Origin of the sequence: Mycolicibacter sinensis, from assembly GCF_001673565.1 — a bacterium.
In the GTDB taxonomy this organism is placed as follows: Bacteria; Actinomycetota; Actinomycetes; order Mycobacteriales; family Mycobacteriaceae; genus Mycobacterium; species Mycobacterium sinense_C.
This window is the reverse complement of the sequence record NZ_LZMF01000081.1, coordinates 1-13,414: the sequence shown is the minus strand read 5'-3', so window position 1 is coordinate 13,414 and position 13,414 is coordinate 1. Positions and strand designations below refer to the sequence as shown.

At 69.7% G+C, this 13,414-nt stretch carries 12 protein-coding genes; 7 read left to right on the top strand and 5 right to left on the bottom strand.

Translation table 11 applies throughout. The features are described 5' to 3' along the window. The first annotated feature begins 54 nt into the window (after nucleotides 1-54). Nucleotides 55-1,635, top strand: coding sequence for an FAD-linked oxidase C-terminal domain-containing protein (locus tag A5648_RS12985; protein ID WP_207511695.1), 1,581 nt, complete (start codon nucleotides 55-57; stop codon nucleotides 1,633-1,635). Beyond that, nucleotides 1,632-2,528 carry a diacylglycerol kinase gene (locus A5648_RS12980; protein WP_065024942.1) on the top strand — a complete coding sequence of 299 codons (897 nt, stop codon included), beginning with the start codon at nucleotides 1,632-1,634 and terminating at the stop codon, nucleotides 2,526-2,528. The genes A5648_RS12985 and A5648_RS12980 overlap by 4 nt, the downstream gene beginning before the upstream one ends. Before the next feature lie 73 nt (nucleotides 2,529-2,601). Here the strand turns inward: A5648_RS12980 and A5648_RS12975 are convergent, their stop codons facing one another. The 3 genes from A5648_RS12975 to A5648_RS12965 form a co-directional block, all read right to left on the bottom strand. Beyond that, nucleotides 2,602-3,114, bottom strand: a complete 513-nt coding sequence (locus tag A5648_RS12975) for a DUF3145 domain-containing protein (RefSeq protein ID WP_064855248.1) — start codon at nucleotides 3,112-3,114, stop codon at nucleotides 2,602-2,604. A 126-nt stretch (nucleotides 3,115-3,240) separates the two neighbouring features. Next, nucleotides 3,241-4,083 (bottom strand): serine hydrolase domain-containing protein, encoded by an 843-nt coding sequence (locus A5648_RS12970; RefSeq protein ID WP_065024941.1) that lies wholly within the window; start codon nucleotides 4,081-4,083, stop codon nucleotides 3,241-3,243. Nucleotides 4,084-4,094: 11 nt separating this feature from the next. After that, on the bottom strand, nucleotides 4,095-5,126 hold the full coding sequence (locus tag A5648_RS12965; protein ID WP_065024940.1) for an AraC family transcriptional regulator: 1,032 nt from the start codon (nucleotides 5,124-5,126) through the stop codon (nucleotides 4,095-4,097). A 95-nt stretch (nucleotides 5,127-5,221) separates the two neighbouring features. Between A5648_RS12965 and A5648_RS12960 the strand changes: the two genes are divergently transcribed. The 3 genes from A5648_RS12960 to A5648_RS12950 are packed head-to-tail and all read left to right on the top strand — an operon-like array spanning nucleotide 5,222 to nucleotide 8,737. After that, entirely contained in the window at nucleotides 5,222-7,024 is a 1,803-nt protein-coding gene (locus A5648_RS12960; protein WP_065024939.1) for an N-acyl-D-amino-acid deacylase family protein, read from the top strand. 4 nt (nucleotides 7,025-7,028) lie between these two features. Further along, nucleotides 7,029-8,114: an S-(hydroxymethyl)mycothiol dehydrogenase gene (locus tag A5648_RS12955; RefSeq protein ID WP_065024938.1), complete on the top strand. Its 1,086-nt coding sequence runs from the start codon at nucleotides 7,029-7,031 to the stop codon at nucleotides 8,112-8,114. Continuing rightward, nucleotides 8,111-8,737, top strand: coding sequence for an MBL fold metallo-hydrolase (locus tag A5648_RS12950; RefSeq protein WP_065024937.1), 627 nt, complete (start codon nucleotides 8,111-8,113; stop codon nucleotides 8,735-8,737). Before A5648_RS12955 ends, A5648_RS12950 begins: the two co-directional genes overlap by 4 nt. 62 nt (nucleotides 8,738-8,799) lie before the next feature. Here A5648_RS12950 and A5648_RS12945 read toward each other — a convergent pair whose 3' ends face one another. Beyond that, nucleotides 8,800-9,489: an SHOCT domain-containing protein gene (locus A5648_RS12945; RefSeq protein WP_065024936.1), complete on the bottom strand. Its 690-nt coding sequence runs from the start codon at nucleotides 9,487-9,489 to the stop codon at nucleotides 8,800-8,802. A 108-nt stretch (nucleotides 9,490-9,597) separates the two neighbouring features. On the opposite strand from A5648_RS12945, the gene A5648_RS12940 reads away from it, so the two are divergent. After that, nucleotides 9,598-10,677 (top strand): SAM-dependent methyltransferase, encoded by a 1,080-nt coding sequence (locus A5648_RS12940; RefSeq protein WP_082966470.1) that lies wholly within the window; start codon nucleotides 9,598-9,600, stop codon nucleotides 10,675-10,677. A 2-nt stretch (nucleotides 10,678-10,679) separates the two neighbouring features. Here the strand turns inward: A5648_RS12940 and A5648_RS12935 are convergent, their stop codons facing one another. Beyond that, complete coding sequence (locus A5648_RS12935; protein ID WP_065024935.1) at nucleotides 10,680-12,209, bottom strand: Hsp70 family protein; 1,530 nt, start codon at nucleotides 12,207-12,209, stop codon at nucleotides 10,680-10,682. Between the two features lie 430 nt (nucleotides 12,210-12,639). Here A5648_RS12935 and A5648_RS12930 point away from each other — a divergent pair, with 430 nt between their 5' ends. Next, a complete protein-coding gene (locus A5648_RS12930) occupies nucleotides 12,640-13,314 on the top strand; it encodes a cutinase family protein (RefSeq protein ID WP_082947178.1) in 675 nt (224 codons plus the stop codon). The last annotated feature ends 100 nt before the right edge of the window (nucleotides 13,315-13,414 follow it).

Genomic DNA, 13,414 nt, shown 5'->3' with positions numbered 1-13,414 from the left:
GTAATACTGTAACGCATGACTGCGCCCGATGCCCAGGATGCCCTCCTTCCCCCGATGAAGTGGAACGCCTGGGGCGACCCGTCGGCCGCCATACCGCTGTCCGACGGCATCCGCCAGCTGCTGAAGGCGGCGCTCGGCATCGAGGGAACCCCGGTCGCCGAAGTCGCCCCCGATCAGGTGCCGCTGCGCCCGTCGACGCTTACCGATACCCACCACCAGGCACTGGCCGCGATCGTCGGCGAGGAGTTCTGCCGGATCGATCAGGCCGGCCGGCTGTTGCGCGCCGGAGGCAAGTCCACCCTGGACCTGTTGCGGCGCAACGCCTCCGGGTCCCAGGATGCGCCCGATGCCGTGTTGTTGCCCGCGACCGACGACGAAGTCGCCGCGATCTTGAGCTACTGCACCCAACAGGGGATCGCGGTGGTGCCGTTCGGCGGCGGCACCAGCGTCGTCGGCGGCCTCGACCCGATCCGTGGCGACTTCGCCGCGGTGATCTCACTGGACTTGCGGCGCTTCGATGAACTGATCAGCCTCGACAAGATCTCCGGCGAAGCAGAATTCGGCGCCGGCGTCACCGGTCCCGACGCCGAACGCCTGCTCGGCGAGCACGGCTTCTCACTGGGTCACTTCCCGCAGAGCTTCCAGTTCGCCACCCTCGGCGGATTTGCCGCCACCCGGTCATCCGGCCAGGATTCGGCCGGTTACGGCCGATTCGACGACATGGTCCGCGGCCTGCGGACGATCACCCCGGCCGGCGTGCTGGATCTGGGCCGCGCCCCGGCCTCCGCCGCCGGCCCGGACCTACGTCAATTGCTGATCGGCTCAGAGGGCGTGTTCGGCGTCATCACCCGCGTCCGGGTGCGGGTGCACCCGGTGCCGGCGACCACCCGCTATGAGGCGTGGTCGTTCCCCGACTTCGCCACCGGCGCCGCGGCCCTGCGGGCGATCACCCAGACCGGCACCGGCCCCACCGTCGTCCGCCTCTCCGACGAAGCCGAGACCGGTGTCAACCTGGCGAGCACCGAGCAGATCGGCGAACAGCAGATTACCGGCGGCTGCCTGGCCATCACGCTGTTCGAAGGAACCGCCGAGCACACCGAGAGCCGGCACGCCGAAACCCGGGCGCTGCTTGCCGCCCAGGGCGGCACCTCGCTGGGCGAGCAACCGGCACGCGCCTGGGAACACGGCCGCTTCTCGGCGCCATACCTGCGGGATTCACTGCTGGCCGCCGGGGCGCTGTGCGAAACGCTGGAAACCGCCACGAGTTGGTCCAACCTGCCCACCCTCAAGGCCGCCGTCACCGAGGCATTGACCACCGCGCTCGCCGACAGCGGCACCCCGGCGTTGGTGATGTGCCACATCTCGCACGTCTACCCCACCGGCGCCTCGCTGTACTTCACCGTCGTCGCCGGCCAGCGCGGCAACCCGATCGAGCAGTGGCGGGCCGCCAAAACCGCTGCCAGCGAAGCGATCACGCGCACCGGCGGGACCATCACCCACCACCACGCCGTCGGCGCCGACCACCGGCCCTGGATGCGCGACGAGGTGGGCGAACTCGGTGTGCAGGTGCTGCGGGCGGTCAAAGCCACCCTGGACCCGGCCGGAATCCTCAATCCCGGCAAACTCATCCCGTGAACAAGCGGATCACGCTGCTGACCAACCCGGCGGCCGGGCACGGCAACGCCCGGCACGCCGCCGAGCGGGCACTCGCCCGTTTCCAGCAGCGCGGCGTCGACGTCAACCACATCGTCGGCGCCGATGCCCGGCACGCCCGGCAGTTGCTCGACGAGGCGCTGGCCGCGGGCACCGACGCGGTGGTGGTGGCCGGCGGCGATGGCGTCATCTCACTGGCGCTGCAGGCGCTGGCCCTCGGCGACGTACCGCTGGGCATCATCCCGGCCGGCACCGGCAACGATCACGCCCGCGAATACGGTTTGCCCACCGGTGATCCCGAGGCCGCCGCCGACGTCGTCGCCGACGGCTGGACCGAGACGGTCGATTTGGGCCGGATCGTCCCGGACGGTGCCGGGCCGTCTTGGTTCGGCACCGTGATGGCGGCCGGCTTCGATTCGCTGGTCAGCGACCGCGTCAACCGGATGCGGTGGCCGCATGGCCGGATGCGTTACAACGTGGCCATGGTGGCGGAGATCTCCAAGCTGCGGCTGCTGCCGTTCCGGCTGACCTTCGACGACGACGAGCCGCTCGACATCGATCTGACGCTGGCGGCCTTCGGCAACACCCGAAGCTATGGCGGCGGCATGCAGATCTGCCCGGGCGCCGATCATTCCGACGGCTTGCTGGACGTCACCATGGTGCACTCGGATTCGCGCACGAAGCTGATCCGGCTGTTCCCCACCGTGTTCAAGGGCACCCATGTGAGCCTGGACGAGGTGAGCACCCGGCGGGCCGCCTCAATTCGGGTGGAGTGCCCGGGCATCAACGCCTACGCCGACGGCGACTTCGTCGCCCCACTGCCGGTGACGGTATCGGCGGTGCCGGGCGCGCTGCAGATCCTGCGGCCCCAATAACGCCGAACAGACGTGAAAGCCCCCAATTACGTGCTCAAAAGGGGGCTTTCACGTCTGCTCGCGGAAGGAGAACTCAGCCCACGCCGCGGCTGAGCCAGGACACCTCGGCGCCGTCGCCGCCGTCGCGGAAGGCCTCCAGGGCCTCGTCCCAGGCGGTGCCCAGCACGGTTTCCAGGTCGGCGGCCAACGCGTCGGCGCCGGCCGCCATCATCGTGCGCAGGCGATTCTCGCCCACCATCACATCACCGTTGGCGCTCATCGCCCCGCTCCACAACCCCAGTTGCGGGGTGTGGCTGAACCGCTGGCCGTCGACCCCGGCGCTGGGGTCCTCGGTGACCTCGAAGCGCAGCACCGACCAGGAGCGCAGCGCGCTGGCCAGCCGGGCACCGGTGCCCACCGGCCCGACCCAGTTGACCACCGAGCGCAGCTGTCCGGGCATGGCCGGCTGCGGCGTCCAATTGAGCTTGGCCTGGGCATTCAGCGTCGAGGTCAGCGCCCACTCGACATGCGGGCACACCGCCGCGGGCGACGCGTGGATGTACACCACGCCGCTGGTCACGTCGGCGAATTGATTCGTCGCGCGCATCAGTTGCTCCTTCGGATCCACGAGGGACGTCTTCCCCAACGGCCTGGCGGAACCGAGCTGAGCAGTGATACTGCTGCATATTCTAGTGTCGTATGGGTCTATTGTGCCTTGTGAGACGCCTGTTGGCTAGTCCCGGGCGTACTCCGATACGACGGCGTCAGCCAGCTCGGGCCACCGGCCCGTCACCCAGTCGCCGAAGTCGCGGTCGGTGAGCACCACCAGCACCCGCTCGATCGCCGGATCTGCCCAGATCAGGGTACCTGACTGGCCGAAATGACCGTAGGTCCGAGGCGAGTTGGCCGCGCCGGTCCAGTGCGGCGACTTGCCGTCCCGGATCTCGAACCCCAGCCCCCAGTCGTTCGGCCGCTGCGGCCCATAACCGGGCAGCACGCCGTTCAGTCCCGGGAACTGCACGCTGGTGGCTTCGGCGTGCAGCTGCGGTGACACCGTGGCCGGTACCAGCAGGTCACCGGCGAAGGCGGCCAGGTCGGCGACGGTCGAGGTGACCCCGAAACCGGCCGCCGCGGCACCGCCGTCCAGCCGGCTGGCCGCCATCCCCAGCGGCTCGAACACCGCTTCGGCCAGGTAGCGGCCGAACTCGATGCCCGACGCGTCCTGCACCGCCGCCGCCAGTACCGCGAAGCCGTGGTTGGAGTAGACCCGCCGAGTGCCCGGCTTGGCCAGTACCCGGTCGCAGTCCGCCGAGAGCCCGGAGGCGTGCGCGAGCAGATGCCGCACCGTCGCCCCGGGCGGCCCGGCCGGCGTGTCCAGTTCGACGGCCCCCTCCTCGACCGCGACCTGCACCGCGCGGGCCACCAGTGGTTTGGTCACCGAGGCCAGATAGAACGGCCGCTCGGTGTCGCCGTGGGTGGCCAACACGCCTTGCGGGCCGATCACCGCGGCGGCCGCGTGACCGACCGGCCAGTCGTCGAGGGTAGCGAGGGCTCCGGGAGCGTCGAGGGCGGACATCGCAGGCCAGCCTAGAGCCTGCCGAGCCCGGCCTCCGCACGTATCGCGGCGCGAACCGCCTTGCGGTGACCGGTCGCGCTGCACCCGAACCAACGCCGGCAGGACCGGCTGAGCACGCTTTGTTCGGCGTAGCCGAGTTCACGGGTCAGGTGCGACAGGCTGATGTCGGTGTCGCGCAGGTAGCGGTCGGCGGCATCCCGGCGAACCCCGTCGACCAGGGCGGCGAACGTGGTCTGCTCGGCGGCCAGCCGCCGGTGTAACGCCTTGGGGTGCAAGCCCAGTTCGCCCGCGATCAGCTCCAGGGTCACCGTGCCGGTGGGCAGCAGCTGCCGGGTGATGGCGCGTACCGATGCGGCCAGGCCCGACGACTCGGCGGTGATGCCGCGCAGGTAATGCACCATGGCCTGATGGGCGTGGTCGTCGCGGTGCAGCGGGCGGTCCAGGTCGGCGGTGCGGAACGTGAAACCCGCGACCTGTTGGGCGAAGTACGGCCGACAGCCGAAGTAGGCCAGGTACTCGCGCACCGGGGTCAGCGGCTCGTGCGGAAGGTGCACCGACAGCGGCGCATACGGGGCGTCGAACATCATCCGCATGATGCCCAGCGACACCCCCAATGACAGCTCGGTGGTCTGCGGGTGCGGCGGCGACCGCTCGATGAGCACCTCGAAGGCGTAGAACGACTCGGTGCGCCTCGCACCCGGCTGGATCCGCGCCGAGATCGCGGGGCTGTAGGCCGACAGGAAGCGTTCCACGATCGCGAAGCCGGCACCGACGGTGGCGGCCGTGCGCGCCGCCACCCCCAGCGGCCCGAAGTTGCCGATGTCTTGGCGCAGCGCCAGCCGCCGCCCGAAATCCGGTGTGGCGGTCGCACTTGCCGCCCCTTCAACGGCCAGGATCACCGCGCGGTACGGCACGAACACCTCGTGTGTCCCGACCGCCGCGGGCGGCACCCCGGCAGCGGCGAGCAACTCGGCCGGATCACCGCCGAGTTCGCTGACCAGTTCCGGGTAACCGGACAGCGCCGTCCCGCGCACCACCGACATGTCCGCAACTGTCAAAGAAATGTCCGCTGTTGTCAAGACTTCGGGCCGGCCGAGGGCCATGCTGGGAACAGCATCCCGCTTGAAAGGACCTCCCCGTGAGCTTTGACACCGTGATCCGCGACGGCCGGTGGTTCGACGGCACCGGCGCCCCCTCGGCGATCCGCAACATCGGCATCCGCGACGGGCACGTCGCCGCCATCAGCGCCGAACCGCTCGACGAGACCGGCTGCCCCCAGGTGATCGACGCGGCGGGCAAATGGGTGCTGCCCGGCCTGATCGACATCCACACCCATTACGACGTCGAGATCCTCACCGCACCATCGCTCTCGGAATCCGTGCGCCACGGCGTGACCACCGTGCTGGTGGGCTCCTGTTCGCTGTCCACCATCCACGTCGACGGCCCGGATGCCGGCGACCTGTTCGGGCGGGTGGAGGCCATCCCGCGGCAGTACGTGGTCGACACGATCGACCGGTTCAAGACCTGGTCGAGTTGTGCGGACTACATCGCCAGCCTCGAGAAACTGCCGCTCGGCCCGAACGTGACTGCGTTCATCGGACATTCGGACATGCGCTCGGCGACCATGGGGCTGGACCGCGCCACCCGCTCCGATGTCCGGCCCACCGCGGCCGAACAGGCCCGGATGGAACAGATGCTCGACGAGGCATTGCAGGCGGGATTCGTCGGAATGTCTTCCCAGCAGCTGCTTTTCGACAAGATGGACGGCGACGTATGCCGGTCACGGACATTGCCGTCGACCTATGCCAAGGCGAAAGAACTGCGCCGGCTCAAGTCGAAGCTGCGCCGCAGCGGACGGATTCTGCAGGCCGGCCCCGACGTCAAGAACCCGTTCGACGTGATCTCGCAACTGGCGCAGGCCCTGGGGATCTTCCGCCGGCCGCTCAAGACCACGCTGCTGGCCGCCGCCGACGTCAAGAGCAACCGGCTGGCGATTCCGGCCATGGTCAAGGCGTCACGCATGCTGACCAAGCTGGGCGCCGATTTCCGCTGGCAGCACTTGCCGGTGCCGTTCGAGGTGTACGCCGACGGCATCGACCTGGTGATCTTCGAGGAGTTCGGCGCGGGCGCTGAAGCGCTGCATCTGCGGGAGTCGGTCGAGCGTGACGAGCTGATGCGCGACGAGTCCTACCGGCGGCGCTTCCGCAAGGACTACGCCAACAAGTACGGGCCCCGGGTCTGGCACCGCGACTTCTTCGACGCCGAGATCGTCGACTGCCCCGACGCCTCGGTGATCGGAAAGTCGTTCGGGCAGGTCGGGGTCGAGCGCGGCGGGGTGCATCCCGTCGACGCGTTCCTCGACCTGGTGCTCGAACACGGGACCGCGCTGCGCTGGCACACCACGATCTCCAACGACCGGCCCGAGGTGCTCAAGCAACTTGCCGCAGAACCCGGCATCCAGATGGGCTTCTCGGACGCGGGCGCGCACCTGCGCAACATGGCGTTCTACAACATGGGCCTGCGGCTGCTGCGCCACGTCGTCGACGCCCAACGAGCGGGGCAGGCGTTTCTGACCGTCGAGCAGGCGGTGCACCGGCTGACCGGCGAACTGGCCGACTGGTACCGGATCGACGCCGGCCATCTGCGGGTCGGCGACCGCGCCGACGTCGTGGTCGTCGACCCCGACCGCCTCGACGCCACGTTGGACGCCTACGCCGAGGAGTCTTTCGCGCAGTACGGCGGAATGTCACGCATGGTGAACCGCAATGACGACACCGTCGCGGCCGTGTTCATCTCGGGTCGCGCGGTGGTCTTGGACGGCCGGCCCACCGATGTGCTCGGCACGCAACGCACCGGCAGCTTCCTGCGCGCCGATACCCGCACCCCCGCAGTCGCCGCGCAAGCCACCGCGCCGGGCGCCGCCCCGGCCACCTATGGTTGAGCCCATGAGTCAGACGGTGCGCGCGGTGATCTCGCGGCAAAAGGGCAAGCCGGTCAAGGTGACCGACATCGTGATTCCCGATCCGGGGCCGAACGACGTCGTCGTCGCTGTCAGCGCCTGCGGGGTGTGCCACACCGATCTGACCTACCGCGACGGCGGCATCAACGACAGTTACCCGTTCCTGCTGGGCCATGAGGCCGCCGGCACCGTGGAGGCGGTCGGCTCGGCGGTGAGCGCGGTCGCTCCCGGCGACTTCGTGATCTTGAACTGGCGCGCGGTGTGCGGGCAGTGCCGGGCCTGCAAACGCGGCCGGCCGCACCTGTGCTTCGACACCTTCAACGCCTCGGTGCCGATGACGCTGACCGACGGCACCGAGCTCACCCCGGCACTGGGCATCGGCGCCTTCGCCGAGAAGACCCTGGTGCATGAAGGCCAGTGCACGAAAGTCGATCCGGCCGCCGATCCGGCGGTGGCCGGGTTGCTGGGTTGCGGAGTGATGGCCGGTCTGGGCGCGGCGGTCAACACCGGCGCGGTGACGCGCGATGACACCGTGGCCGTGATCGGTTGCGGCGGTGTGGGTGATGCCGCGATCGCCGGCGCTGCCCTGGTCGGTGCGAAGAAGATCATCGCCGTCGACACCGACGACACCAAGCTGGCCTGGGCCCGCGACTTCGGCGCCACCGACACCATCAACGCCCGCACCCAGGACCCGGTCGAGACCATCCAAGAGCTCACCGACGGCTTCGGCGCGAACGTGGTGATCGATGCGGTCGGGCGACCCGAGACCTGGAAGCAGGCGTTCTACGCCCGCGACCTGGCCGGAACCGTGGTGTTGGTCGGCGTCCCGACACCGGAGATGCGCCTGGAGATGCCGCTGATCGACTTCTTCTCGCACGGCGGGTCGCTGAAGTCGTCCTGGTACGGCGACTGCCTGCCCGAACGCGACTTCCCCACCCTGATCAGCCTGTACCTGCAGGGCCGGCTGCCGCTGGAGAGATTCGTCTCCGAACGCATCGGCCTCGACGACGTCGAGGAGGCATTCCACAAGATGCACGACGGCAAGGTGCTGCGCTCGGTGGTGGTGCTGTGAGCAGCCCGATCCAGCGTGTGGTCACCAGCGGCACCTTCGAACTCGACGGCGGCAGTTGGGAAGTCGACAACAACATCTGGATCGTCGGTGACGACTCCGAGGTGGTGGTCTTCGACGCCGCCCACGACGCGGCCCCGATCCTCGACGCGGTCGGCGGTCGCAAGGTGACGGCGGTGGTGTGTACGCACGGCCACAATGACCACATCACGGTGGCGCCGCAGCTCGGCGAAGCCCTCGATGCGCCGGTGCTGCTGCACCCGGCCGACGAGATGCTGTGGCGGATGACGCACCCGGACAAGAGCTTTGAGCCGATTTCGGAGAGCCAGACGCTGCAGGTGGCCGGTACCGAGATCCGGGCACTGCACACTCCGGGCCACTCGCCGGGCTCGGTATGCTGGTACGCACCGGATTTGGGCGCGGTGTTCAGCGGCGACACGCTGTTCTCCGGCGGCCCGGGAGCCACCGGACGCTCGTTCTCGGATTTCCCGACGATCCTGGCGTCGATCTCCGAGCAGCTCGGAAAACTGCCGGCCGACACCGTCGTCTACACCGGCCACGGCGACAGCACCCGTATCGGGGATGAGCTGGTGAACTACGACGAGTGGGTGGCGCGCGGCCACTGACGATGCACCGCGAGGAACGAGCGGTGCGGAGGAAGTGGCCAATCCAGCCCAGCCACTGACCCTCAGCGTTCGTTGAGGATTCGCCGCTTTTCGGCCTCGAACTCCGCCTGTGTCAACGCCCCGCAGTCGCGCAGTGCCGTAATGGTTTTGAGCTGCTCGATACGAACGCCCTCGCCATCGGGGATGAACTCCGCGCCGGCCGGCGCGGGGCTGCGACCACGGACCGGCCCGTACCGCGCTGCGATCAGGCCCACGATGCCGATCGCGAACACCACCGGGAACACCCACACCAGCGACCCGTAGGCACTGGGCGCCCCGAAAGCCAGTCGCGGAGCGATGAAGCCGCCGACCTGCCCGTCGGTGCTGATCTGATAGTCGCCCGCCGCCGCCACTCGCATCCGCCACAACCGCCGCCGGGCGTCGTTGTTGACCGTCGTGGTGCCACCGATGCTCTCGGTGAACTCCGGGTCGGCCACCCCGGCCGGCGGCTCGAGACGCAGGCTCAGCGGCGGGACCGGCAGGCCACCGCCGCTGGGACTGGAGATCACCCGGGTATGCAGGCTCACCGTCACCTCCCCGGCCGGCAGCCTGATAGTGCCGGTCCCCGGGATCGGCACCTCGCCGTAGGCGTTGTAGCGGTCGAGCACGAACACGTTGAGGACCAGCGCGCCCACGAAACCGACGACCCCGACCACTATCAGGGCCACCGAGACCAGGACCGCAAGCCGTCGGACCGGCCGTGCCGCGCTCATTCGGGCAGTGTGCCATGCCTGGCCCCGAGCCGATCCCGCCGGCGCCGGACCGGCTGCCGCCGCATTCGCTACCGTCGGAGGTATCGCCGAAACCGGTCGGAGGTGTCCATGCCAGAGTCGAGCATCGTCGTCCGCCCGGAGCCCGCCGGAACCCCCTCGCGGCGATTGCAAGCGGCCGGGTTGGGCCATGCCACCGCGGTGTTCGAGCAGCTGGCGGCGACGGTTCCGCTGCCTCCCGCGCCGCGTCCGATCGTCGTCGCCGACTACGGCGCCGCCACCGGCTACAACTCGCTGCTCCCCATCGGCGCCGCTATCGCGGCCTTCCGCCGGCGCACCCGGCCCGACCACGCCGTCCTGGTGACCCACACCGACCTGCCCGACAACGACTTCACCGCACTGTTCCGCACGCTGGCCGATGATCCGGATAGCTACACCCGCAAGGACGCGGCCAGCTTCCCGTCGGCGATAGGCCGCTCGTTCTACGCCCAGATCCTGCCGTCGCAAAGCGTCAACCTGGCCTGGACGTCCTGGGCGACGATGTGGCTGCGCCGGCCGGCAGCGGAACTGCCCGAATTCGACGATCACGTCCATGTCGAGCACAGCGACGACGCGGCCGCCCGGCAGGAGTACGCCCGTCGGGCCGCCCAGGACTGGCAGGACTTCCTGGCCTTCCGCGGAAGGGAACTGGCCCCGGGCGGCAAGCTGCTGGTATTGACCGCTGCGGTGGACGCGCAGGGCCGGTCGGGCTACCGGCCCGTGCTCGACGCGATCGTGGCGGTGCTCGACGAACTGGTCGGCGAGGGCTTCATGAGCCGCGACGAGGTCACCCACATGACCATCCCCGTGCTCGCGCGCAGCGAGAAGGAACTGCGCGCACCGTTCGCCCCCGCTGGAAGATTCGAAGCGCTGACGATCGAGCGGTTGGACGTGTTCGACGCCGAGGACCGGTTCTGGGACCGCTATCTGCTCGACGGCGACGCGGGCGCTCTCGGCGCCCAGTGGTCCGCCTTCACCAGCGCCGCGGTCTTTCCGGCCCTGGCGGCCGCTTTGGCCGGTGGGGCCGGCGACCCGCGGGCGGCCGAGTTCGTGCAGCGCCTGGAGGCCGGGGTCGCCGCTCGGCTGGCGAGCAGCCCACAACAGGTGCAGATTCCGCTGGCGCTGGTGGTGCTGGCCAAACGAGCGGCGTAACGCTACGGGCTAGCCGGGGTCTCGGGGTGCTCGGGAGCCGGGTACGCCGGGCCTGCCGGAGCCTCCGGAACCGCCGGCGCAGCAGGTGGAGTCGGCGCGGGGTGGGGCGCGAACGCCGGTGGCAGCTCAACGGTCGGCGACACGGTGGTCGTGGTGGCCGACACCGGCACACCGGAATCCGGTTCGCCATCGGCGGCGTGCCGCAGCACCAGCACGGCCACCGTGCCCAACAGCATGGCGACCAATGCGGCCACGATGACCACCGGAACCGGCCGCCGGTACCACTGGACGTCACCACGGCCGTCGATCTCGTCGGGCTCCGGCGCGGCCGGTTGGCGCGGCGATACCGGCGCCGGGCGGACCGGCGGCGGCGTGATCAGTGGTTTCAACGCCGCGTTCGGCGGAGTGTCTGCCGGCGGCGGTGGCTCCACCGGCGGCGCGGGGGGCTCGGGGAACGGTGGTGGCTCGGCCGGCAGCGGTGCTTTCTTCGGGGTGGCCACCACGTTGCCCGCGACGCTCAGCGCGGCACCGATGGCGGCCGTCAGCTGTGGCCGCGGCGAGCTGATGACAGGGGCCCCGAAGCGTTGCGACAGGCCGGTCGTGACGGTCGGCATGTTGGACCCGCCACCGACCGACACGATCGCCGACAGGTCGTCGGGCACAATATCGTTGTCGTCCAAGGTGTTCTGCAACACCGTGAAGAAGCCGTCGAGCGGCTGGCGCAGCGCTTCATCGAGTTCGGCGCGGGTCAGCCAGACGCCGCCGTGGAATCCCGCCAGCTCGGCGACCGTCTCGGTTGACAGTTGCTCCTTGGCGTCGCGGCACTGGCTGCGCAACCTGGTCAGCGACCCCACGGTCGGGGGTCCGTCGCCGTTGCCGCCCAGATCGGCCACCACATGGTCCAGCAGCGCCTGGTCGATCACATCACCGGAGAACGCGGTGACGCGGCGGGGTGCGCCGACCGGTTCGAAACCACGCCCGGCGTCGACCAGGCTGATGGTGGTTCCGCTGCCGCCGAAGTCGCACACCGCGATGGTGCCGTGGTCGGGCAGACCCGGATTGGACTGCAGGGCGGTCAGCACCGCCGTGGTGTCGGAGATCAGTGTCACCGGATGCTGCGCCCACTCCGAGACCCGGCCCAGCGCGGTGCGCAGCGCGCCGACGGCCTCCCGCGACCAGTGGGCGGGGTGACTGACCGCCACCGCGGGCGGTATCGGGCGCCCCTCGGTCGCGGCGTAGGCCAGTGCGTGCAGTCCGTCGCCGAGCAGTTGCTCGGCGCGGTGGGTGGACCCGTCGCCGGCCACCACCGGCCCGCCGCCGCCGACCCGGTCCACGAAATCGGTCACCACCAGGCCGCGTTCGTCGAGAGCGGCGTTGACCGCCGAATTCTCCGAGGGCATGCCGATCTGGGAGGGGCGGTCGCGGAACAGCGTCAGCACCGGCCGCCGGGTGATCGCACGATCGGCGGTGACCGCCGCCAGGGTGGTCGCTCCGACGGACATGCCCATCGCGGGGCCCGTGTCATGCGCCATGCTGTCCCGTCCACGATGTTTACCGGCGATCGAACGCACCGGATCGTAGGCAATTTTATCGAGGAGTGTCCTGTTTACCCGGCATTGCAGCGGCATTGGTGCGCCGAACGGCCCGCGACGGGCGTCGAACGCCTGAGAGCCGGCGCGCGCCGGTACCCGGTGGCGCCTCGCCCGGACCAGGGCAGCGGCGCCGGCCGGGCCGTCCGGGTGTGAGTTTGCTCCGGTGCCGCCACCGGGTGCTCGCCCCGACGACACCCGGCAGACACCTCACGGTAACCGCACGCTCACCGCAGCGGAACTCAGTCCAAATTCATATCTTCGATATGACCTGCACAGCGGCGCGTCGCACGATCGCTCGCGATTCATCGAATGCGTGAATTCCCACCACTATCTGCTTACGTCGCGCCACGACTTATGCCACCATGTACGGGTGAACACACGTCGGATTCTTCGCTCCCTCGGTGTGGTGCTAGCGCTGACCTGGCTGCTGCAGAGCACCGCCGTCACCCCTCCCTCAGCCTTCGCCGAACCCTGTCCCGACGTCCAAGTCTTGTTTGCTAGAGGCACCGACGAGGCCATCGGGGTCGGTGAGACCGGGCAAGCATTCGTCGACGCGCTGCGGCCCCGGATCGGCGAGCGTTCGATGGACGTCTACGCAGTCGACTACCCGGCCACCAACGACTGGCCGACCGGTATTCAGGGCATCCGCGACGCCACCGCCCACATCGAGGCCACCGCGGCGAATTGCCCCAAGACCAAGATGGTGCTCAGCGGCTTCTCGCAGGGCGCCGCGGTGATGGGATTCTCCACCGCCAATGCCATCCCCGACGGCGTCGTCGGCGTGGATGTACCACGGCCGATGGCCCCCGAGGTGGCCGACCACGTCGCGGCGGTGGTGCTCTTCGGCACGCCCAATGAGCGGGCGATGAACTTCCTGGGCCAGCCGCCTCTGGTCATCGGTCCCGCGTACGCCGCGAAGACCATCCAGCTGTGCGTGCCGGAAGACCCGGTCTGCTCCGAGGGAATGAATTTCTCGGCGCACTACCCGGGCGCCTACGACGGGATCGTCGAGGAAGGCGCCGCCTACGCGGCAAACCGGCTGTAACCACTGTGTTTGCCATGCAGCACCGCCGCGGTGGTTTGCTGTCGGGCCTGCGGGTCGCACCGAATTTCGACCCGCGGGCCCGTCGCGAGCCGGCGGCATG